Here is a 21,245-nt window from a genome sequence, read left to right on the forward strand (position 1 = left end):
GCCCACCAGCGCGGCGTCCCGGTCCATCCCGCGGTCCTCGAGGCGAGCGACGGTCGCGCGCTGCCACGTGGATCCCGTGCGCTGCGCGAGACACCGCTGTTCGATCACGCCGAGATACCGCTCCCGCACCACATCCGAGACCCCGCAGTCGCGCAAACCCTCGTGTGCCATGGGCAGCAGCCGCCGCAGCACCAGCTCGTCCGGCGGCACCCAGCCGATGCCGGGCCAGTACAGCTGCGCGTCGAACGCGTGCCGGGCGCCCGCGTACAGGTTCTCCTCCGCGGCCTGGAACGACATCTGTGTCCACACGGGACGGTCCTCGGCGGCCAGTGCCCGCTGCGCGCCGTAGAAGAACGCGGCGTTCGACACCAGGTCGATGACGGTCGGCCCGGCCGGCAGCACGCGGTTCTCCACGCGCAGGTGCGGGACCCCGGCCACCACGTCGTACACCGGCCGGTTCCATCGCCAGATCGTGCCGTTGTGCAGCCGCAGCTCGGCGAGCCTTGGCGCGCGGCCCTCGTCGAGCGCGTCGATCGGGTCCTCGTCGTCCAGCTGCGGCAGCAGGCCGGGGAAGTAGCGGACGTTCTCCTCGAACAGGTCGAAGATCGAGGTGATCCACCGCTCGCCGAACCAGACTCGCGGCCGCACGCCCTGGTTCTTCAGCTCCTCCGGCCGGGTGTCGGTGGCCTGCAGGAACAACGGGATCCGCGTCTCGTGCCAGAGCGCCTTGCGCAGCAGGAACGGCGAGTTCGCGGCGATCGCGACCTGCACGCCGGCCAGGCACTGCGCGGCGTTCCAGTGCGTGGCGAACTCCTCCGGCGCAACCTGCAGATGCAGCTGCGCGGACGTGCACGCGGCCTCGGGCAGGATCGAGTCCGCGCGGCTGCGCAGCCGCTCGCCGCGCTGGCCGGGAATCGCCGGACCCTCCATGGACAGCACCATGTCCTCGCCGCGCGCGGCGAAGATCCGGTCGTTCAGCAGCGCGTACCGGGCGTTGTTGGACAGCCACTTCGCCTTGAAATGCTCCTCGCGCAACGTAGGCAGCATGCCGATCATCACGAGGCGGGCGCCGGCGTCCTGCGCCTTCATGTCCGCGTCGGTGAGGGACGCGCGCAGCTCCGTCTCGAGCTGGCGGGCCTGGTCGCCGGACAGCGGCCGCGGCCGCATGTTCAGCTCGAGGTTGTGCTGGCCCAGCTCCGTGGTGAACGACGGATCGTCGAGCTTCTCCAGCACGACGCCGTTCGTCATCGCCGGCTGCAGCCCGTCGTCGACGAGGTTGAGCTCGACCTCCAACCCCATCTGCGGGGGTTCGGTGGAGAATCCGCCATCGGCGAGCATGCGGGCCAGCGCGTCGAGGCAACGCTGAACCTTGTGGCGGAAACGCTGGCGGTCCGAGCGGTCGACCGTGTCGGTCGCTACATTCTGTCCCATACCGGCCCCTCCCCGGCCGGGCCCGAGCGAGCCCGGCGTGTGCGCGGGGTTTCAACCGTGACATACGAGTAAACATCGGTGCTAGGGGCCAAATCGGTGCACTGCTCACGCTCCGTTGTTACGGAGTGCGAGACATCCGGTCTTTGGTCGTAACATCCCTCGGGTAGGACCAGAGCCCGTCTCAGCTTGTGGGAGCATGCGGACGTGATCGAGGTGCGGGACCCCACCGACGCGCGGGTGGACGACTTTCGCGCCCTGACCACCGCCGACCGCCGGCCGGATCGTCCCGGCGGCAGGGGGCTGGTCATCGCGGAGGGCGTGATCGTGGTCCGGCGGCTGCTCACCTCCCGCTTCCCGCTGCGCGCCGTGCTCGGCGTGCGGCGCCGGCTCGACGACCTCGCGGACGACCTGGCCGGCGTCGACGCGCCGGTCTACGCGACGTCGGCCGAGGTGATGGCCGAGGTCGTCGGCTTCCACCTCAACCGCGGCGTGCTCGCGGTCGCCGACCGGCCGGGGCCCCTGTCCGTGGACGACGTCGTGGGGCCGGCCCGCCGGCTCGCCGTGCTGGAAGGCGTCGGCGACCACGAGAACCTCGGCGCGCTGTTCCGCAACGCCGCCGCACTCGGCGTGGACGGCGTCCTGCTCGGCACGGGCTGCAGCGACCCGCTGTACCGGCGCAGCGTGCGCGTGTCGATGGGGCACGTGCTCGGCATCCCGTTCGCCACGCTGCAACCGTGGCCGGACGGGCTGAAGCTGTTGCGCGACCGGGGTTTCCGGGTGCTGGCGATGACGCCGTCGGCCCAGCGATCGCTCACCCCGGACCTGGGCGGCGACCGGGTCGCGGTGCTGCTCGGCTCGGAGGGGCCTGGCCTGACCGGTGAGGCCGTCGCCGCCGCGGACGTGGCCGTGCGCATCCCGATGGCGGGCGGCGTGGACTCCCTGAACGTGGCCACCGCGGGGGCCGTGGCGTTCTACGCCCTGGGCGAGTACGGCCGGTAGTTTTCGTGGGCGGCGAGATTGGCGGCGATTTGGCCGGTGAGTCCGGGTGGGCGAGGGGAGCGGCGGTGCAGCTGCGCGCCAACGGTGAGCGTGCGGTGCTGGTCGGGCACGACGGGGTCGACGAACGCGAGGTCGACCCGCGGCGCCTGCCGCTGGGCACCGAACTGACCGACGCACTGCACGAATGGGCCCGCGTGGCGAGCGCGGTGCGGCGCAGCGTCGCCGACTCGAACGAGGCCGCGGGCGCGGTCGTCACCCGCCGCGGCCTGCAGCTCGCCGGGCGTATCGCCGCGTCGATGGGCGTGCCGGTCGGCTACCTCGACCCGCTGAGCGGCGAGGAGCGCGTGGTCGAGCCGCCCGAGACGCACCGCCGCGCCCGGCCCGCGCACCCGCCGGAGCCGGTGCCGTGGCTGACCGGGCTGACCGTCTCCGCCGCGTGCCTCGCGCTGCTGCTGATCACGATGGTGACGCTCGCTTCGACGCTGGACGAGACCAACGTGCTGCTGGCGGTCGGCTCGAACGTCGTGATCACGGCCGGGCTGCTGCCATCGGTGTGGCTGGTGCGCCGCCAGCCCATCTGGCGGTGGGTGGCGATGGGCGCGGCGGGCGCGCTCGTGCTTGGCTGGCTCGCGCTGCCGTTCATCGTGCTCTGAGCGGCGCAGTCGTCCACAGTGGACGGCTAGGCGAGCGACTCCAGCCACGTCCGGTGCAGCGCGGCGAACCGGCCGCCGGACGGCTCCTCGACGAGCTCCTCGGGCGAGCCGTCCTCGACGATCCGCCCGCCCTCCACCACCAGCACGCGGTCGGCGATCAGGACGGTCGACAGCCGGTGCGCGATGATCAGCGCGGTCCGGTCGGCGAGCACGGACTCGAGCGCGCGCTGCACTGCCCGCTCGGTCGGCACGTCCAGGCTGGACGTCGCCTCGTCGAGCACCAGCACCGCCGGGTCCGCGAGGAACGCCCGCGCGAACGCGACCATCTGCCGCTGCCCGGCCGACAGGCGCCCGCCGCGCTTGCGCACGTCGGTGTCGTACCCGTCCGGCAGCGCCGCGATGAACTCGTGCGCGCCGACCGCCGACGCGGCCGCCTCGATCTCCGCCCGGCTCGCGGCCGGCCGGCCGAGGCCGATGTTGTCCGCGACCGAGCCGGCGAACAGGAAGTTCTCCTGCGTCACCATGACCACGTTGCGGCGCAGCTCCGCGTCCGCGACCCGGCGCAGGTCGACGCCGTCCAGCGCGACGGTGCCGCCCGGCGGGTCGTAGAAGCGCGCGACCAGCTTCGCGATCGTCGACTTGCCCGCGCCCGTCGCACCGACCAGCGCCACCGTCTGCCCGGCCGGCACGGCCAGGTCGAACTCCGGCAGCACCACCGGCCCGTCCGGGGTGTAGCGGAACTCGACGCGCTCGAAGGTGACCGAGCGGCCCGTGGCGGCGGCCGGCAGCGGCTCCGGCTCGGCCGGGTCGACCACCGACGGCACCTCCTCGAGCACTCCGGAGATCTTCTCCAGCGCGGCGATCGCCGAGGTGTAGGAGTTCGCGAACATCGCGAGGTCGTCGAGCGGGTCGTAGAACCGGCGCAGGTAGAGCATGAACGCGGTCAGCACGCCGAGCTCCAGCCCGCCGCCGACCACCCGCACCGCGCCGATCCCGAGGACCAGCGCGAGCGAGAGGTTGCCGACGAGCCGGACCGTCATCGTGAACGTGGCCACGACGTCGAGCGCGACCTTGTTCGCCGCCCGGAACCGGTCGTTGAGCCGGGCCATGATGGCCTCGTTGCGCGGCGCCCGGCGGAACGCCTGCACCGCGCGCATGCCGTTCATGGTCTCCACGAACTGCACGATTATCTTCGCGATGGAGGTGCGGGTGCCCCGGTACGCCTCCCGCGAGCGGCGGTAGAACCACCTGGTCACCATCAGCACCGGGATCAGCCCGGCGAGCACGAGCAGCGCCAGCGGCGCGTCGAGCACGACCAGCATGATCGCGATGCCGAACACCGACAACACGGCGGTGAGCAGCCCGTCGAGGCCGTCCTCGAGCAGGTCGTGCAGCGAGTCGACGTCGCTCGACAGCCGCGAGATCACCTTGCCGGAGGTGTACTTCTCGTGGAACGACAGCGACAGCCGCTGCGCGTGCGCGAACACCCGTTGCCGCAGGTCGAGCAGGATGTCCTGGCCGAAGCGCCCGGACACCTTGAGGAACGCGAAGCGCAGCCCCGCGGCACCGAGCCCGGTGCCCAGGTAGCCGGCGACGCACCACGCGAGCACGCCGGTACGACCGTCGATCGCGTCCGGCACCCCGGTGTCGATCGCGATCGCGATCAGCACCGGGCCCGCCAGCGTCATCAGGTTCTCGCCGATCACGAGCGCGAGGGCGAACAGCCCGGTGGCCACCCGCGGGCGGACCAGCGAGCCGAGCAGCCGGCGCGAGCGCACCTGCAGCCGGGTGCCGACGAGGACGTCGAGGTCCTCGACCTCCTCGGCGGCTACCCCGCGCCAGCGTTCCGCCTCCCCGGAACTCGAAGTCGTGGTCGCGGAGGTTGGAGTTGTCATGCCACCACCTCAACCTCATCGACGTCGTCCAGTGTGGACAGCAGGCGGCGGTACTCCGCGTTGCCGGCCAGCAGGTCGGAGTGGGTGCCCACCGCGGCGATCCGCCCGTCGGCGAGCAGCGCGACCCGGTCCGCGAGCTGCACCGTGCTCGGCCGGTGCGCGACGACGAGCGCGGTCACGTCGGCCAGGACACTGCGCAGCGCGTGCTCGACCTCGGCCTCGGTGTGCACGTCCAGCGCCGAGAGCGGATCGTCGAGCACCAGCACCGCGGGCCGGCCGACGACCGCGCGGGCGAGCGCGAGCCGCTGGCGCTGGCCGCCGGACAGGGCCAGGCCCTGCTCCCCGATGCGGGTGTCCAGTCCCCACGGCAGGTTCTCGACGAAGTCCTCGGCGGATGCGACGGCCAGCGCCTGGCGGACGTCCGCCTCGGTCAGGTTCTCCGCGCCGAGCGCCACGTTCTCCCGCACGCTCGCCGAGAACAGCACCGGCTCCTCGAACGCCGTGGCGACGACCGTGCGCAGCTCGTCGAGCGCGAGGTCGCGCACGTCGACGCCGTCGACGGTGACCCGGCCCGACGTGACGTCGGCGAGCCGGCCGACCAGCGCGGTGAGCGTCGTCTTGCCCGAGCCGGTGGCGCCGACGAGCGCGACGGTCTCGCCGGGCCGCAGGTCGAGCGTGACGCCGCGGAGCACCTCGGTGGTCGAGCCGGGGTAGGCGAAGTGCACGTTCTCGAACCGCACGTGCCCGCGCGCGTCGCCAGGCAGCCGGCGCGGCCGCGGCGGATCGGTGATCGTCACCTCGGCGTCGCGGACCTCCCAGTAGCGGGCGGCGGCCGTCGCGGCCTGGTTCGTCTCGGCCAGCAGCCAGCCGATCGAGTCGGTCGGCCAGCGCAGGTAGGTCGCCACGGTCACCGCGGCGACCAGCGTGCCGAGCGTCATCGTGCCGTTGGCGATGCCGAACGAGCCGTACAGCAGGTGCCCGGCGATCGACAGCTCGGGCAGCATGATGATCGCCGCCCAGAGCAGGCCCACCACGTGCACCTTCCGCAGCTCCAGCCGGCGCAGCTCCCGCGCCTGCGCCGCGAACCGCATGCCGAGGTGCCGGCCGCGGCCGAACGCCTTGAGCACGCGGATGCCGAGCACGGACTCCTCGACCGTGGTCGTGAGGTCGCCGTTCTGGTCCTGCGCGCGGCGGGCGAGCACCGCGTACTTCGACTCGTACAGCGTCGAGATCAGGATCAGCGGAGCCGCGCAGAGCGCCGAGATCAGGCCGATCACGGGGTTCAGCACGAACAGCACGACCAGGCCGAGCACCAGCGTCAGGCTGTTGACGATCAGGAAGATGAACGCGAACGCGACGAACCGCCGCAGCGTCGACAGGTCGCTGACCGCGCGCGAGAGCAGCTGGCCGGACTGCCAGCGGTCGTGGAACGCGATCGGCAGCCGCTGCAGGTGCCGGTAGAGGTCGTCGCGGAGCTGGGCCTCGGCCCGCGTGCTCGGGCCCGAGATGAGGCGCCGCCGGACGAAGAACAGCGTGGCCTCGGTCGCCCCGAGCGCGGCCACCAGCACGACGAGCCACACGAGCCCGCCGGTGTCGCCGCTCGCCACCGGGCCGTCCAGGATCCGCTGGATGACCAGGGGGATGGTGAGGCCGGCGAGCATCGAGCCGAGCACCGCGGCGCCCGAGCCGATCATCCGGCCGCGAACCGGTTTGAGGTAAGGGGAAAGCCGCCGCAGCGCGGTGATGTTCGTACCGCGGGCAGCCTGATGTGCATCACTGGTAATCGTCATGATCTCCCCACGAGTGCCCATCGACGGTAGGTGATGGGCGCGCCCCGAAGCACCTGGTTTTCCCGCTTCGAGGGTGCGACCTCCAGTGCGCTGGAGGTCAAGTTCGCGGGATCATCTGTGCATGACTCGACCGGAAGCCGTGCGATTCCTGCGCACGGAGTCGACGATGGCCTACCCCGACGGTCGCCTGCTCGCGCTGCGCGAGGGCGCCATGCACGTGCTCGCCCCGGACGGCTGGACGCGGCTGCGGGCCAACCGCCCGCCGGGCACGACCTGGCTGAGCCGCGAGGAGGCCGAGGACTGGTGCGAGCGGGAGGGCTGGGACCTGGGACTGCTGGACCGGGTGCCGGCGGGCGGCCCGGTCTGAGGCCGCCCTAGCGGTTCGACCGGGTACCCAGCAGCACGTCCTCCCACGACGGCACGGTCGGGCGGTTCTTCTTGCCCTTGCGCTGGCGGGCGGGCTTCGGCGGCTCCTCCTTCGCGGCCGCGGATTCTCCGGCAGGGTCGGTCGCGGCGGGCTGGCGAGGCTGGGCCGCGGGGGTGGGAGGCTCGGCCGGCCGACGGGTCCTGGCGGCCGGTTCGCGGGTCTCGGGCTCGGTCGGTGGTTCCGGGCGGGTCTCGGCGGGTTCGGCGGTGCGCGGTTCGGCGGTGCGCGGTTCGGCGGTGCGCGGTTCAGCCGTCCGGGGTTCGGCCGTGCGCGGCTCTGCGGTCTGCCGGCGAGGCGAGGCCGCGGGCTGGCGGGTTTCCTGGCGAGGTTCCGGCCGGGGCTCTTCCGCGGGCTGGCGGGGTGCCGCCGGGCGGCGAGGCGGGGCGGTGGTGGACGCGGCGGCAGCCGGCTGGCGAGGCGGGGCCGGCGGCTCGGGCTCATGGGCCGGCGGCTCTTCCGGCTCGTCGGTCAGCTCGAAGTCCTGGACGAAGTCCTGCTCGGTGCGTGGCTCGGGCTCGCCGTGCGAGCGGCGGGCGCTCTCGCCGACGGCCTGGCGGTGCGCCACCTCCTCCTCGACCGGCGTCTCGACGGGCTGCACCACCCGCTCCGGCCGCTCGACCTGCAGCGCCTGCGCGGCGAGCTCGGTGACCGGCCGTACGGTGCGCAGCTGGCGGTTCGGGTTCGGGTCGAGCAGGTCCAGCGCGTGGTCGTCGAGGGGCGTCACCGTGCCGCCGTGCGCGCCGGGATGAAACGACCAGTGCGCCCGGTTGTAGGAGCGGCCGGCGGTCCAGGCGAGCTGGACGACCCACTTGCCGTCCTCGCCCTTCCAGGAGTCCCAGGCGGCGGCGGAGTAGTCCTGCCCGCGGGCCGCAAACGCTTGCGCGACGACCTCGCCGAGTTCCTGGACGTCCGGCCCGTCCTCGCGGACCGGGTGTGCGCGCTGGGCGAGTTCCGCGGTACGGGATCGCTCGAGCAAAACGGGATAGGCGAACCGCTCCACGCGGTTGGCGGGTACGCCGGCCGCGGCTGCGACCTGCTCTACTGACTCTCCCGCACGGATGCGGGATTGGATCTCACGAGGACGCATCTGGCTCTCCAGCTCGATGGCGATCTGGCCGAGTCGGGTGATGTCTCCTCTGGCTGCCGCGCGCAACCGTTCATCCGCAGGGATCTGGAAACGCTCGCCACGGTCCGACTCGCAGATGACGACCTTGCCGTCATCTCCGAGCCCGACGACCCGCAGCGCACGCATCGCGGCCTCCTCGCGACCTGAAACAGACCTCACCTCGCCAGCTGCCCACGTTAGATCGGCGGGTCGCCTTGACGTGCTAGGCGCGCCGAGTACCGTGCCTTTGATCGAAATCGATCATGCCTGCTGACGGTCACCGGCGCCAGACCATCCCGGTGATCTTCTCGTAGGCGCCGACGTACCGCGCCCGGGTCGCCGCGACGACGTCCGCCGGCACCTCCGGCGCCGGCGGTTTCTTGTCCCATCCGGTGCCCGCCGCCCAGTCACGCACGAACTGCTTGTCGTACGCGTGCTGCGGGCGGCCCGGTGCCCACTCGTCCGCCGGCCAGAACCGCGACGAGTCCGGGGTGAGCACCTCGTCGGCGAGGGTCAGCGCACCGCCCGGCGCGCGCCCGAACTCGAGCTTGGTGTCCGCGACGATGATCCCGTTGGCTGCTGCCCGCTCGGCCCCGCGGCGGTAGACCTCGAGGGTGAGCGCGCGCAGCGACTCCGCGGTCTCGGCGCCGACCTCGGCCGCGACCTGGGCGAACGTCGCCGGGGCGTCGTGCCCGCCGGCCGTGACCTTGGTCGTCGGCGTGAAGATCGGCTCGGGCAGCCGGCTGCCCTCGACGAGGCCCGGCGGCAGCTCGATGCCGGAGATCGCGCCGGTCGCGAGGTACTCGCGCAGGCCGGAGCCGGCGAGGTAGCCGCGGGCGATGCACTCGAACGGGATCATGTCCAGCCGCCGGCAGCGCACCGCCCGCCCGGCGAACTCGGCGGGCACGTCCGTGGCCGAGATCAGGTGGTTGGGCACCACGCCGGCCAGCTGCGCGAACCACCACACGGACAGCTGGGTGAGCAGCGCGCCCTTCTCCGGGATCGGGGTCGGCAGCACGACGTCGTACACCGACACCCGGTCCGTCGCCACGAGCAGCAGGTCGGCGCCGTCTTCGTAGATCTCGCGGACCTTGCCGCTGTAGACGTGGCGCATGCGTCAGAGCCGCTCCACCAGCCAGTCGATGCACCGGGTGAGCGCGGTGACGTCGTCGGGCTCGACAGCCGGGAACATCGCCACGCGCAGCTGGTTGCGGCCGAGCTTGCGGTAGGGCTCCACGTCGACGATCCCGTTGGCGCGCAAGGCCTTCGCGATCGCGGCCGCGTCCGTGCCCTCGGCGAAGTCGACGGTGCCGACGACCTGCGAGCGGTGCGCCGGGTCGGTCACGAACGGCGTCGTGTACCCGGTCTTCTCGGCCCACGTGTAGAGCCGGTCGGAGGAGTCCTTCGTGCGCGCGGTCGTCCACTCGAGGCCGCCGTGGGACAGCATCCAGTCGATCTGCTCGGCGAGGAGGAACAGCGTCGCGACGGCCGGCGTGTTGTACGTCTGGTCCTTGAGCGAGTTGTCGAGTGCCGTGGTCAGCGACAGGAACTCGGGCACCCAGCGCCCGCTCGCGCCGATCTCGGCGACCCGCTCGAGGGCGACCGGGCTCATCAGCGCGATCCAGAGGCCCCCGTCGGAGGCGAAGGACTTCTGCGGGGCGAAGTAGTAGACGTCGAAGTCCTCGGCCTTGACCGGCAGCCCGCCGGCGCCGGAGGTCGCGTCGATCGCGATCAGCGCGGCGTCGGCGCCCGCGGGCCGCTGGACCTGCACGGCGACGCCGGTCGAGGTCTCGTTGTGCGCCCAGCCCACGAGGTCTGTGCCCTCGGCGTACTCGATCTTCGGTGCCGTACCCGGCTCGGCCCTGACGACGACGGAGTCGCCGAGGAACGGCGCGTCCTGGGTGACCTTGGCGAACTTCGAGGAGAACTCGCCGTAGGTGAAGTGCTGCGCACGCTCGCGGACGAGACCGAAGGCGGCCGCGTCCCAGAAGGCGGTGGTGCCGCCGTTGCCGAGGAGTACCTCGTAGCCCTCGGGCAGGCCGAACAGCTCGCGAAGCCCCGCCCGAACCCGTCCGACCAGGGACTTCACCGGCTTCTGGCGGTGCGAGGTGCCCATGAACGCGGCCCCGTCGGAGACGAGCCGGGCGAGCTGCTCCGGCCGGACCTTGGAGGGACCGGACCCGAACCGCCCGTCGGACGGCTTGAGGTCGGCGGGCAACACCAGCGAGGCCGGGTCTGTCTGCGGGGTCGTGTCCGTGGGTGACTGCGTCATGTGGCGGCGCCTCTCGGCAGTGCGGATTGCGGATGACCGGCGCCGTTGCCGGGCCCCCAGTCTCTCTCATGCCGCCGACACCCGGGTCGACCCCCCGCCCGGTTGTCCACAACCGGCTGACCTGTCCACAAGTAGATCTTCACCCGCGAGATCGTCAGTGCTCACCGATAGACTGACGTCACGAGGGGTGCCCCCGGAGAGGGCGGGGGCTACGTTTCTTGCGTTCTGCCCGCGCGTGCGCGCGCGACCGTCAGGCTGGGTGTCTCCCGCGCGACGCGGACGTTGCCGGAACCGCGGGCTCAGCCCTCGATGGGCCAGGTGCCCTTGTCCAGGCCGCCCGGGATCGGGGCCGCCGGGTCGTACGGGGTGCGGGTGAAGATGAACGTCGCCAGGTCGAGGTGGCGCGGCGAGCCGTCCGCGTGGCGGTGCAGGCGCAGGGTCTCGCCCGCGTAGTAGCCGTCCAGGCCCAGCCACTCGTCCTCCCGCACCGGGCGGAAGCGCGACGCCCGGCCGGCACCGTTCGCCGGCCGCAGGTCCAGCCAGCCGTCCCCGAGCAGGCGTAACACGACCGGTGTCGGGCCCCAGAACCACTCGCCCGTCAGCGCCAGCAGCCCCGCCGGCACCGACGACTGCGGCGACCACTCCGCGGGCAGCGCCGGCTCGTAGTCGTCCACCAGTTTGATCAGGTCGAACGTCAGCGCCGACACCCCGACGCCCGCCGTCGTGTTCGTCAGTGCCAGGGCGCCCGTCGTGGTCGTGGCGTCGACGGCGACCGTCGCCAGGAAGCCCGGCATCGAGCCGGTGTGGCCCGCGTACTGGCGCCCGTCGGCCCGCCACACCTGCAGCCCCAGCCCATAGCCGGTCGTCCACGCCGCGCCGTCCTCGACCGCCGCCGGGAAGCGCATCTCCGCCATCGTGTCCGGGTGCAGCACCTCGCCCGTGTCGCCGCCGATGAACCGGACCCACCGCGCCAGGTCGGCGACCGTCGACCACAGCTGGCCCGCCGGCGCCATCGCCCCGGCATCCGGTGTCGGCTCCGGCATCAGCACGTCTGCGTACGGGTGCACCGCCCAGCCCAGCGCGTGCGGCGCCGCCGGCATCGGCGACGTCCGCGTCATCTCCAGCGGCGAGAGGATCTCGTCGGTCAGCGCGGACAGCCACGACATGCCGCGCAGCTCCGCCACCAGCTGGCCGAGCACGCCATAGCCCACGTTCGAGTAGTGGAACCGCTCGCCGGCCCGGTGCCGCGCCGGCTCGCCCGACATGCTCTCCATGAGCGCCGGCCAGTCGTCGCCCACCGAGCGCTCCCACCACGAGCCGGGCGACTCCGACGTCAGCCCGGCCGTGTGCGACAGCAGCTGCGCCACCGTCAGGTGCCCGAACGACGTCCCCGTGACGTGCTTGTCCAGCGGGTCGTTCAGGTCCAGCCGGCCCTCGTCGCGCAGCCGCAGCACCAGCACCGCGACGAACGTCTTCGTGATCGAGCCGATCCGGTACTGCGTGTCCGTCGTGGGGGCGGCGCCGTCCACGGCGCCGCGCGCACCGGTCCACAGCAGGTCCTGGCCGCGCACGACAGCGGCGGCCAGCGACGGGGCCCGGCGCTCCGCCTGCTCCGCGGCGACGCGGCGGAGCAGAGCGAACTCGGTGGTCTGCAGCATGGCCGCATTCTTGCCGATGACAGGCCGCAGCTGGATCGGTCATGCGGCGTTACCAATTGCCGCTGCCGATGATTCGCAGGTCAGGGGAGCAGCCCCTGCGCCATCGCCGTCGTCACCGCCGCCGTGCGGTCGGACACGTCGAGCTTGCCGAACGCCCGCAGCAGGTGCGTCTTCACGGTCGCCTCGGTGATGTGCAGCGACCGGCCGATCTCCGCGTTCGTCAGGCCCTTCGCGACCAGCCCCAGCACCTCGACCTCGCGGCCGGACAGCGTCTGCGTCACCGGCCGGCGCACCTGGTTCACCAGCCGCCCGGCCACCGACGGCGCCAGCACGGTCTCGCCGCGGGCCGCCGCCCGGATCGCGCCCGCGAGGTCGGCCCGGGAGGCGTCCTTGAGCAGGTACCCCGACGCGCCGGCCTCGACCGCGCGCAGGATGTCCGCGTCCGTCTCGTAGGTGGTCAGCACGACCACCCTGACCTGCGACGACGCTGCGAGGATCCGCTCGGTCGCGCCCACCCCGTCCAGGCCGCGCATCCGCAGGTCCATGAGTATCACGTCCGGCGCGACCGCACCCGCCTGGGCCACCGCCTCCTCGCCCGAACCCGCCTCGCCGACCACCGTGAGGTCCGGCTCGGCCTCGAGCATTCCGCGCAGGCCCTCGCGGACCACCGGGTGGTCGTCGACCAGCATGACCCGGATCAACGCGGCACCTCCAGCTCGACGGTCGTACCAGACACTCCACTGTGGACCAACAGGGAGCCGCCGACCTGTTCGGCCCGCGTCCGCATGCCGACGAGGCCGAACCCGTCCACCGGCCGCGCGGTGTCGAACCCGGACCCGTCGTCGGCGACCCGCAACGTGGCCGCGGCACCGTCGACGCACAGGCGGATCGACACCTCCGAGGCGCCCGAATGCTTGCGCACGTTGGTCAGCGACTCCTGCACCGCGCGCAGCAGCACCACCTCGATCACGGTCGGCAGCGCCACGCTCTCGCCCTCCACCTGGTAGGTCGCCTTGATCGGGGTCTCCTCGGCGAGCCGCTCGAGCTGGCGGCGGATCGCGTCGTCCAGCGAACCGGTACCCAGCGCCGACGGCATCAGGCCGGCCACCAGTGCCCGCGCCTCGCCGAGGTTCTCCCGTGCCGTGCGCGCGGCGAGCTCGAGGTGCCGCCGCGCCTTCGCCCGGTCACCGTCCAGTTCGGACTCCGCCGCCTGCACGAGCGTCACCAGGCTGGTGAAGCCCTGGGCGAGCGTGTCGTGGATCTCCGCGGCGAGCCGGGCCCGCTCGGCGGCCACGCCCGCCTCCCGGGACAGCCGGCTCACCTCCTCGCGGCTCTTCTCGAGCTCGCGGATCAGCTCGGCCCGCTCCTCGCTCTGCGCGATGATCCGGTGGATCCAGGTGCCGAGCAGCACCGCGAACGTGATGGTCAGCAGCGTGCCGGGGAGGAACCCGTGGAGCACCGTGCGGACGCCGTCCTCGGCCAGCGCCGACAGCACCGGCACGAGGTTCGCCGGGATCACGACGAAGATCGCCTCGCTCAGCCGCAGCGTGATGAACGCCAGCGGGCACACCGCGAACAAGGCGAACGACGTCATCGGCTGGAAGATGACGCCCACGACCAGCAGCACGAGGTTGCCGAGCATGTAGATCCGGCTCGGCCACCACGACGGCTGCTCGCGCAGGATGACGCGGCGGCCGAACGCGACGTACCAGCCGGCCATGACGGTCACGGCCGCGATCGCACCCACGCGGTCGGTGGTCGTGCCGCCCGAAACGGCCAGCACGACCACCAGCGCGACGAAGCCGATCGCGAAGTACAGCTCCCACAGCCAGAACCAGCGGAGCCACGCGTCCGGACCAGGTTCGTGGCCGGCGGCCGTCAGCCGTCCTTGCGGTTCGTCCACCGGAACGTCAGCAGGCACAGCACCACTCCGATCACGCACCACGCGCCGAGTACCAGCGCCGTCTTGCCGAGCTCCCACGAGCCGGCGGCCTCCATGCTCATCATGCTGTCCGGCAGGAAGACCGAGCGGAAGCCCTGGGCGACCCACTTGACCGGGAACAGCGAGCCGATGTCGATCATCCAGCCGGGCAGCGTGGTGATCGGGATGATGTACACGCCGGACACGAACTGCAGCGCCACGTACGGCACGTTGACGACCGCCGCCGCGGCCTGCGCCGACTTCGCCATCGAGCTGACCGCGATACCCAGCAGCGAGCAGGTGATCGTGCCGAGCACGAACACCCAGGCGAACGTGAGCCACCGGTCCGCGGAGCTCGGCAGCTCGACGTCGAAGAGCAGCATGCCGACCGCGAGCAGCACGATCACCTCGGCGAGGCTCGCGACGGCCACCAGGATGATCTTGCCGATGAAGTAGGCGGAGGCCGGGATCGGCGCCCCGCGCAGCCGCTTGAGCGTGTGGTCGTCCCGGTCCTGCGCGACGCCGATGCCCAGGTTGAGGAACGACGTCGCGATGATCCCGGAGCCGGCCATGCTCGCCGTGTACACCTGGCCCGCGGTGACCCCGGTGCCCTCGAAGGTGCCGTTGAAGATCGAACCGAGCAGGATCAGGATGATCGCCGGGAACGTGAAGGTGAAGACCACCTGCTCCCTCGACCGGAAGAACTGCTTGAGCTCGATCCCGCCGCGGGCGAGGCCGACGCTCAGCAGCCCGGGCAGGGCCGCGGGGCGCTCGAGCGCGTACGTCGTCATCGAGATCCTCCGATCAACTGCAGGTAGGTGTCCTCGAGGCTCGGCCGGGTGACGGTCAGCTCGGCGAGCTCGCGGCCGCCGGCGGAGAGCTCGTTGATCACGGCGGTCGGCGTGTCGGTGAGGATCGAGCGCGGGCCGGTCTCGTCGACCCAGCTCACCGTGGCCTTGGCGGTGGACCGGCCGCCGAGCGTGGCCGGCGTGCCCTCGGCGACGATCTTGCCGCCGGAGATGACCGCGACCCGGTTCGCGAGCGCCTCGGCCTCGTCGAGGTAGTGGGTGGTGAGCAGGATCGTGGTGCCGTCGGCGGCGAGGGCGCGGATGAGGTCCCAGAAGTGCCGGCGCGCCTCGGGGTCGAAGCCGGTGGTCGGCTCGTCGAGGAACACGAGCTCGGGCCGCCCGACGATGCCGAGCGCGACGTCGAGCCGCCGGCGCTGGCCGCCGGAGAGCTGCTTGACGCGGGTGCGTGCCTTCTCGGTGAGGCCGACCTGCTCGATGACGGCGTCCGGGTCGGCGGGCCTGGGGTAGTAGCCGGCGTAGTGGCGGACGCTCTCGCGGACGGTCAGCTCGGCGGCGTCGTTGGCGGTCTGCAGGACGATGCCGATGCGGGCCCGCCAGGCGCGGCCTGCCTTCGCCGGGTCCTGGCCGAGCACGGACACCTCACCCGCGGTGCGCGTGCGATGCCCCTCGAGGATCTCGACGGTGGTCGTCTTGCCGGCCCCGTTCGGCCCGAGCAGGGCGAACACCTGCCCCTGTGGAATGTCGAGGTCGATGCCGTCCACCGCGACGGTGTCGGCGTAGGACTTGCGCAGTCCCCGAACCTGTATGGCGGTCATGGGGAGATCTTGTCGCCGTGCCGGGGCGGCGGGTACGCCCGCGCGACTGAACCCCCGTGTCCACCGTTCGACCGACACCTGTCAACCGCGGCTGTCCACAACCGCTCCGGTTGTCCACATGTCGATCATGAACCCCCTGAACGTCAGCGACCGCCGATAGACTTGGTCCTGAGGGGTGCCCCCGGAGAGGGCGGGGGCTGCCATCCACGGGGCGGACGCGCGCATGGTTGTCCGCGTTCGACGGGCGACCGGAACGGACGCGGCTCAGCAGGACGCGCCGCCTGGCCGACGAAGGACCGGCCCGGCGAGGCCGAAGCCGCCATCCGAAGGGATTGTGCGCGGGACCTTGCCGGTCAGCCTTGGCTGACGGTGTCCCAGCCCTCGACCTCCTCCGGGCGGCGGGGGCCCGGGCCGACGTAGTGGGCGGACGGTCGCACGAGGCGGCCCGTGCGCTTCTGCTCCAGGATGTGCGCGCACCAGCCGGCGGTCCGCGCGCAGGTGAACATCGACGGCATCATGTGCGTCGGCACCTCGGCGAAGTCGAGGACGACCGCCGCCCAGAACTCCACGTTCGTCTCGATCGCGCGGTCCGGGCGGCGCTCGCGGAGCTCGGCCAGCGCCGCGCGCTCCAGCTCCGCCGCGGCCTCGTACCGCGACGCGCCCAGCTCCTGGCACGTCCGCCGCAGTACGCGCGCCCGCGGGTCCTCCGCCCGGTAAACCCGGTGGCCGAAGCCCATCAGCCGCTCGCCGCGGTCGAGGATCGCCGAGACGACCTTGTGCGCGTCGCCGACCCGCTCGACGTCGGCGATCATCGGAAGCACCCGGGCCGGCGCGCCGCCGTGCAGCGGACCGGACATGGCGCCGATCGCGCCGGACATGGCCGCGGCTACGTCCGCACCCGTGGACGCGATGACCCGCGCGGTGAATGTCGACGCGTTCAGCCCGTGCTCGGCCGCCGACACCCAGTACGCGTCGATCGCCTTGACGTGCGCCGGGTCCGGCTCGCCGCGCCAGCGCGTCATGAACCGCTCGGTGATCGTCGTGCACTGGTCGATCCGCGCCTGCGGCACCGCGGGCCGTCCGATGCCGCGCGCGGACTGCGCCACGTACGACAGCGCCATCACCGACGCCCGCGCGAGCTGCTCACGCGCCTCGACGTCGCTGATGTCCAGCAGCGGCTGGTAGTCCCAGATCGGCGCGAGCATCGCCAAGGCCGCCTGCACGTCGACCCGCACGTCGCCGGTGTGCACCGGGATCGGGAACGGCTCGGCCGGCGGTAGACCCTTGCCGAAGCGGCCGTCGACGAGCAGCGCCCACACGTCGCCGAACGTCACCCTGCCGACCAGGTCCTCGATGTTCACGCCGCGATAGCGCAGCGCACCCCCGTCACGGTCCGGTTCGGCGATCTCGGTGCGGAAGGCGACCACGCCCTCCAGTCCCGGGCGGTAGCCGTCGTCCGGTTCCATCGCCGCCGTCGTGTCGATCTTCCGCACCGCGCTGTGCATAGCGTCAACCTCTCCCGAAAGTCCCCGAACATCGCAACTTTCCTCCTGCCAGAGGCGGCTGGCAATTGGCCGGACGGTGGTTTCGGTCACGATTCAGGAGAACGATTCAGAAGGCCGGAGCCTGGGCCACCTTTTCCGAAGCGAAACAGCGCGTGAACTCCCGAGGATCGCGGTGTCTACTGTGGACGCGCCAGAGTTGTCCCCACTGTGGACAGACGGTGTGGAGGAACCTCGCGCTTTTCCCGGCGGCTCAGCAGTTGCCGGCCGCCGGCCGGCCGGCGAACCGGTCGCCCAGCCACGTCATCGCCGCCGGACCACTCATGCTCACCCCGAGGATGTGCTCGGCGAGCGGGATCACCTGCCGGCGCACGGACGCGCCGAGCCCGCACCCCTGCGCACGCAACCGGCGACCGACCGCGACGGGGATCGGTACCCCGGAACCGCGAGCGCCATCGTGCCGGCGCGGTTCTCGCCCACGTACCTGCCTGCGTGGGTCGACGAGCGGTCCGGGACGGTGCCGTCCGGCGAGCGGGCGCGGGCCTTGCGGCCACGGTGCGCGCGGCAGCAGCGTGCCGGAGACGGTGCCCGGCGCGCCGGTCGCGGCGAGCGGGTCGGCGTAGACGTTCGCCTTCCGCCGGCGGATCACGTCACCGGGCACCCTCGGGGGCACCGGGTCGGGCGGGGCGTAGAACGGATCGCCTGACGGCGCGGCTGGCCTGGGCCGATTCGCTTCGTCGACGACCTCACGTGGTTGCCATCACAGTGGTAATCCTGATTTTCAGCAGTTTGGCCACCCGGACGGGGCTGTCCGGTTGGAGAATTCCCGGCGTCGGTTGCAGCTGCGGGCAAACAGCTGAGGGAGTGGTCCGATGGGGCAGGGCGCGCAGAGTCGCATGTATCGGGGAGTGGACACCGAGCAACGGCGCGCCGAGCGGCGGGAGAAGTTGCTGGAGGCCGCGCTCGACGAGTTCACCACCCGCGGCTATCACAAGACCAAGATCGCCGATCTCTGCGCGCGGGCCGGGGTGTCGACCCGGAACTTCTACGAGAAGTTCGCCAGCAAGGAGGCGCTGCTGCTCGAGCTGCACGCGCACATCAACACCGAGGCGATGAAGCGCATGCTGCCGGTGCTCGACTCGCTCGCCGACGCCGAGCCGCTGACCCGGATCACGACGCTCGTCGACGCGTTCGTCTCCGCGGTGACCGCCGACCCGCGCTACCCGCGGCTGAACTACGTCGAGGCGCCCGGCATCAGCCAGGCGATGGAGGTCCAGCACCGCGACTGGTTCACCCGCTACACCGACTTCATCGAGGCGGAGTGCAACCGCGCCGCCGAGACCGGCCTCGCGCCGAGACGCGACTACCACCTGACCGCGATCGCGCTCGTCGGGGCGGTGACCGGCATCCTGCGTGAGTGGCAGGCGCACCAGCCGCCGCTGCCCGTCGAGGACGTCGCGGACGAGATCCGGGCCGTGTTCCTCGCGGCCATCACCCGACCGGCGTAGTCCTGCCGGGCTCGATCGATTCGGGTGGGGGGTATCACCCGGCGCGTGGTTTCCGTACGGGCGAATTACCCGTACCTTCGACGGGTGAGGGCTTTCCGGCTATCGGCGGCAAGGCCCTCACTTGATATGCGGACGGTGAGGTAATCCCTACACGCCAAGGAGATCCGAGTATGTCGGACGCCGACGTCGCCGCCAGCGCGATCGCCCTCGAGTTGCCGAAGATGCGGGTCTCCTACGAGGAGGGCACGCTCAGCGAGAGCGAGCTGGCCTCGACGTGGCACGAGCAGCTGCAGCGCTGGCTCGACGACGCGATCCGCGCCTCCGCCCCCGAGCCCAACGCGATGGTCCTGGCCACGGCGAACGCCGACGGCCTGCCCGCGTCGCGCACGGTGCTCTGCAAGGGGCTGGACGAGCGCGGCGTCGTGTTCTTCACGAACTACACGTCCGCGAAGAGCCACGACCTCATGGCGACCAGGTACGCGTCGGCCACGTTCCCCTGGTACTCGCTGCACCGGCAGGCGACCGTGCGCGGCGTCGTGGAGAAGGTGAGCCCCGCGGAGACGGCGACGTACTGGGCCAGCCGGCCACGCGGTTCGCAGCTCGGCGCGTGGGCCTCGCCGCAGTCCATTGTGGTCAGTGGCCGGGCCGCGCTGGAGAACGCGCTGGCCAACGTGCAGCGCCGCTTCGCGGACGCGGAGGAGGTGCCGGTCCCGCCACACTGGGGCGGCTGGCGCATCCGGCCCGAGGTGGTCGAGTTCTGGCAGGGGCGCCGGGACCGCATGCACGACCGGCTGCAGTTCAAGATGCGCAACGGCCTGTGGAAGGTCGAGCGGCTCGGTCCGTGACCTGTCCACAACTCGCCTGGTTGTCCACAAGTCGATCTTGCTCGCGCCGTCTTGCCGTCCGCGTCGGTAGTGTGGATTCCGGGGGCCGGAGGCCGCCGGTGATCTTGACTCGGGCGGGATTACCTGGGATTGCCCGTTGCGTGCATTCTCGGGTGTCAGGCCGCGTGGTCATACGCGGTCGGGGCCGCCGGCGGATTTGCGCTCACTCGTCTTCGTCTTTGCTCGTGCGTGGACGGACGGCGTCGCGCTCGCCTTTGCTGGCTCGACTCGACTTCGGCTCCGCCTCGCGCGGGCCGGTCATCACGCGAAAATGACTCGTTAGCGGGCCTAAGCTCTCCCTGTGGGGGTCCTTGCCGGTAGCCGCGTGCGGCGCATCGCCATCGACACCCGACCGCTTCGGATACCGGCATTTCGGCGGCTCTGGGCGTCGACCGCGATCACCGCCGTCGGCGGGCAGTTCACGGTCGTCGCGGTGCCGAAGCAGGTTTTCGACATCACCGGGTCCTCCGGGTACGTCGGGCTCACCGGGATCTTCGGGCTCGTTCCACTGCTGATCTTCGGGCTCTGGGGCGGGGCGATCGCCGATGCCGTGGACCGGCGGACCGTGATCCTCGTCAGCAACACCGCCGTCGCCCTCACCTCGGTCGCCTTCTGGCTCCAGGCGGCGGCCGGCGTCGACAACGTCTGGCTCGTGCTCGGCCTGCTCGCCGTCCAGCAGGCGTTCGTCGCGATCAACATGCCTACCCGCACCGCCGCCGTCGCGCGCATGGTGCCGCTGGAGCTGCTCCCGTCCGCCACCGCGCTCACCTCCACCGTCGGTTCGTTCGGGGCGGTCTTCGGGCCGCTGCTGGCCGGTGCGCTGATGCCGCTCGCCGGGCTGCCGGTGCTCTACCTCGTCAACAGCGCCGCCCTCGTCGTCGCGACGGTCATGATCTTCGGCATCCCCGGCATGAAGCCGCTGGACGGCGTGCGGAGAACGGCCGGGCTCAAGGACATCGCCGCGGGGTTTCGCTACCTCGCCGCCAAGAACGTCCTGCTCGCCTCGTTCCTCGTCGACATCATCGCCATGGTCGCCGGCATGCCACGCGCGCTCTACCCCGAGCTCGCCGAGCGCACGTTCGGCGACCCGCCCGGCGGCGGCCCGGCTCTCGGCTGGCTCTACGCCGCGATCCCGATCGGCGCGGTGCTCTTCGGGCTCGCGTCCGGCTGGCTCGGCCACGTCAGCCGGCACGGTGTCGGCGTCACGATCGCGGTGTGCGCGTGGGGCGTCGCCGTGATCGGGTTCGGGCTGGCGCACGCGCTCTGGCTCGCCGTCGTCTTCCTCGTCCTCGCCGGCGCGGCGGACATGGTCAGCATGGTCTACCGCAGCGCGATCCTGCAGTCCGCTGCCACCGACGAGATGCGCGGCCGCATGCAGGGCGTCTACACGGTCGTCGTCGCGGGTGGGCCGCGCATCGGGGACGTCGTACACGGCTGGGCGGCGGCCGCGGTCGGCACCACGGCGGCCGCGGCGGGCGGCGGCGCGCTGGTGATCACCCTGGTGATCGTCGCCGTGGCCTGCCTGCCCGGGTTCTGGCGTTACCACGCGAAGACGGGATAGTTAGTGAAAGCTTAA

General features: G+C 72.0%; 19 protein-coding genes. 6 read left to right on the top strand and 13 right to left on the bottom strand.

Annotated features, from left to right (window positions below; all coding sequences use genetic code 11):
• Positions 1–1,431 (bottom strand): glutamate-cysteine ligase family protein (locus tag VH969_RS25065; RefSeq protein ID WP_331978411.1); only part of this gene is annotated, 1,431 nt, incomplete at its 3' end.
• A 186-nt stretch (positions 1,432–1,617) separates the two neighbouring features.
• On the opposite strand from VH969_RS25065, the gene VH969_RS25070 reads away from it, so the two are divergent.
• Entirely contained in the window at positions 1,618–2,430 is an 813-nt protein-coding gene (locus VH969_RS25070) for a TrmH family RNA methyltransferase (RefSeq protein WP_331978413.1), read from the top strand.
• Between the two features lie 65 nt (positions 2,431–2,495).
• Positions 2,496–3,083: a DUF2537 domain-containing protein gene (locus VH969_RS25075; RefSeq protein WP_331978415.1), complete on the top strand. Its 588-nt coding sequence runs from the start codon at positions 2,496–2,498 to the stop codon at positions 3,081–3,083.
• 26 nt (positions 3,084–3,109) lie between these two features.
• Here the strand turns inward: VH969_RS25075 and VH969_RS25080 are convergent, their stop codons facing one another.
• Together VH969_RS25080 and VH969_RS25085 are read right to left on the bottom strand one after the other, a co-directional pair.
• Positions 3,110–4,978, bottom strand: a complete 1,869-nt coding sequence (locus tag VH969_RS25080; protein WP_331978417.1) for an ABC transporter ATP-binding protein — start codon at positions 4,976–4,978, stop codon at positions 3,110–3,112.
• A complete protein-coding gene (locus VH969_RS25085) occupies positions 4,975–6,768 on the bottom strand; it encodes an ABC transporter ATP-binding protein (protein ID WP_331978419.1) in 1,794 nt (597 codons plus the stop codon). The genes VH969_RS25080 and VH969_RS25085 overlap by 4 nt, the downstream gene beginning before the upstream one ends.
• Before the next feature lie 121 nt (positions 6,769–6,889).
• On the opposite strand from VH969_RS25085, the gene VH969_RS25090 reads away from it, so the two are divergent.
• Positions 6,890–7,135, top strand: a complete 246-nt coding sequence (locus VH969_RS25090; RefSeq protein WP_331978421.1) for a hypothetical protein — start codon at positions 6,890–6,892, stop codon at positions 7,133–7,135.
• A gap of 7 nt (positions 7,136–7,142) precedes the next feature.
• On the opposite strand, the gene sepH is transcribed toward VH969_RS25090, so the two are convergent.
• The 10 genes from sepH to VH969_RS25140 all read right to left on the bottom strand — a co-directional run bounded on the left by sepH (position 7,143) and on the right by VH969_RS25140 (position 17,926).
• Entirely contained in the window at positions 7,143–8,447 is a 1,305-nt protein-coding gene (gene sepH, locus VH969_RS25095) for a septation protein SepH (protein WP_331978423.1), read from the bottom strand.
• Positions 8,448–8,577: 130 nt separating this feature from the next.
• A complete protein-coding gene (locus tag VH969_RS25100) occupies positions 8,578–9,414 on the bottom strand; it encodes a phosphoribosylaminoimidazolesuccinocarboxamide synthase (protein ID WP_331978425.1) in 837 nt (278 codons plus the stop codon).
• 3 nt (positions 9,415–9,417) lie between these two features.
• On the bottom strand, positions 9,418–10,572 hold the full coding sequence (serC, locus tag VH969_RS25105; protein WP_331978427.1) for a phosphoserine transaminase: 1,155 nt from the start codon (positions 10,570–10,572) through the stop codon (positions 9,418–9,420).
• A 299-nt stretch (positions 10,573–10,871) separates the two neighbouring features.
• Positions 10,872–12,230, bottom strand: a complete 1,359-nt coding sequence (locus VH969_RS25110; RefSeq protein ID WP_331978429.1) for a serine hydrolase domain-containing protein — start codon at positions 12,228–12,230, stop codon at positions 10,872–10,874.
• Positions 12,231–12,310: 80 nt separating this feature from the next.
• The gene (locus VH969_RS25115; protein ID WP_331978431.1) at positions 12,311–12,931 is read right to left on the bottom strand and encodes a response regulator; all 621 of its coding nucleotides are present in this window, start codon (positions 12,929–12,931) and stop codon (positions 12,311–12,313) included.
• Positions 12,928–14,151 carry a sensor histidine kinase gene (locus VH969_RS25120; RefSeq protein ID WP_331978433.1) on the bottom strand — a complete coding sequence of 408 codons (1,224 nt, stop codon included), beginning with the start codon at positions 14,149–14,151 and terminating at the stop codon, positions 12,928–12,930. The genes VH969_RS25115 and VH969_RS25120 overlap by 4 nt, the downstream gene beginning before the upstream one ends.
• Positions 14,109–14,942: an ABC transporter permease gene (locus tag VH969_RS25125; protein ID WP_331978435.1), complete on the bottom strand. Its 834-nt coding sequence runs from the start codon at positions 14,940–14,942 to the stop codon at positions 14,109–14,111. The genes VH969_RS25120 and VH969_RS25125 overlap by 43 nt, the downstream gene beginning before the upstream one ends.
• A complete protein-coding gene (locus VH969_RS25130; protein ID WP_331978437.1) occupies positions 14,939–15,775 on the bottom strand; it encodes an ABC transporter ATP-binding protein in 837 nt (278 codons plus the stop codon). Before VH969_RS25130 ends, VH969_RS25125 begins: the two co-directional genes overlap by 4 nt.
• 353 nt (positions 15,776–16,128) lie before the next feature.
• Positions 16,129–17,280: a citrate synthase 2 gene (locus VH969_RS25135; RefSeq protein ID WP_331978439.1), complete on the bottom strand. Its 1,152-nt coding sequence runs from the start codon at positions 17,278–17,280 to the stop codon at positions 16,129–16,131.
• Positions 17,281–17,530: 250 nt separating this feature from the next.
• Positions 17,531–17,926, bottom strand: a complete 396-nt coding sequence (locus VH969_RS25140; protein ID WP_331978441.1) for a hypothetical protein — start codon at positions 17,924–17,926, stop codon at positions 17,531–17,533.
• Between the two features lie 223 nt (positions 17,927–18,149).
• Here VH969_RS25140 and VH969_RS25145 point away from each other — a divergent pair, with 223 nt between their 5' ends.
• From VH969_RS25145 to VH969_RS25155, 3 genes are all read left to right on the top strand, one after another.
• Complete coding sequence (locus tag VH969_RS25145; RefSeq protein ID WP_331978443.1) at positions 18,150–18,785, top strand: TetR/AcrR family transcriptional regulator; 636 nt, start codon at positions 18,150–18,152, stop codon at positions 18,783–18,785.
• A gap of 170 nt (positions 18,786–18,955) precedes the next feature.
• Positions 18,956–19,630: a pyridoxamine 5'-phosphate oxidase gene (gene pdxH, locus VH969_RS25150; RefSeq protein WP_331978445.1), complete on the top strand. Its 675-nt coding sequence runs from the start codon at positions 18,956–18,958 to the stop codon at positions 19,628–19,630.
• A gap of 340 nt (positions 19,631–19,970) precedes the next feature.
• Positions 19,971–21,230 carry an MFS transporter gene (locus VH969_RS25155; RefSeq protein ID WP_331978447.1) on the top strand — a complete coding sequence of 420 codons (1,260 nt, stop codon included), beginning with the start codon at positions 19,971–19,973 and terminating at the stop codon, positions 21,228–21,230.
• Positions 21,231–21,245 lie beyond the last annotated feature (15 nt).

It is taken from the genome of Actinophytocola sp., from assembly GCF_036555685.1.
GTDB lineage: Bacteria > Actinomycetota > Actinomycetes > Mycobacteriales > Pseudonocardiaceae > Actinophytocola.

What these genes read in the sequence shown, in the direction of transcription:
- VH969_RS25080 (WP_331978417.1), bottom strand. Translation starts at nt 4,978, where the DNA reads ATGACAACTCCAACCTCCGCGACCACGACTTCGAGTTCCGGGGAGGCG.
- VH969_RS25085 (WP_331978419.1), bottom strand. Translation starts at nt 6,768, where the DNA reads ATGACGATTACCAGTGATGCACATCAGGCTGCCCGCGGTACGAACATC.
- VH969_RS25090 (WP_331978421.1), top strand. Translation starts at nt 6,890, where the DNA reads ATGACTCGACCGGAAGCCGTGCGATTCCTGCGCACGGAGTCGACGATG.
- sepH (WP_331978423.1), bottom strand. Translation starts at nt 8,447, where the DNA reads ATGCGTGCGCTGCGGGTCGTCGGGCTCGGAGATGACGGCAAGGTCGTC.
- VH969_RS25100 (WP_331978425.1), bottom strand. Translation starts at nt 9,414, where the DNA reads ATGCGCCACGTCTACAGCGGCAAGGTCCGCGAGATCTACGAAGACGGC.
- serC (WP_331978427.1), bottom strand. Translation starts at nt 10,572, where the DNA reads ATGACGCAGTCACCCACGGACACGACCCCGCAGACAGACCCGGCCTCG.
- VH969_RS25110 (WP_331978429.1), bottom strand. Translation starts at nt 12,230, where the DNA reads ATGCTGCAGACCACCGAGTTCGCTCTGCTCCGCCGCGTCGCCGCGGAG.
- VH969_RS25125 (WP_331978435.1), bottom strand. Translation starts at nt 14,942, where the DNA reads ATGACGACGTACGCGCTCGAGCGCCCCGCGGCCCTGCCCGGGCTGCTG.
- VH969_RS25130 (WP_331978437.1), bottom strand. Translation starts at nt 15,775, where the DNA reads ATGACCGCCATACAGGTTCGGGGACTGCGCAAGTCCTACGCCGACACC.
- VH969_RS25135 (WP_331978439.1), bottom strand. Translation starts at nt 17,280, where the DNA reads ATGCACAGCGCGGTGCGGAAGATCGACACGACGGCGGCGATGGAACCG.
- VH969_RS25145 (WP_331978443.1), top strand. Translation starts at nt 18,150, where the DNA reads ATGGGGCAGGGCGCGCAGAGTCGCATGTATCGGGGAGTGGACACCGAG.
- pdxH (WP_331978445.1), top strand. Translation starts at nt 18,956, where the DNA reads ATGTCGGACGCCGACGTCGCCGCCAGCGCGATCGCCCTCGAGTTGCCG.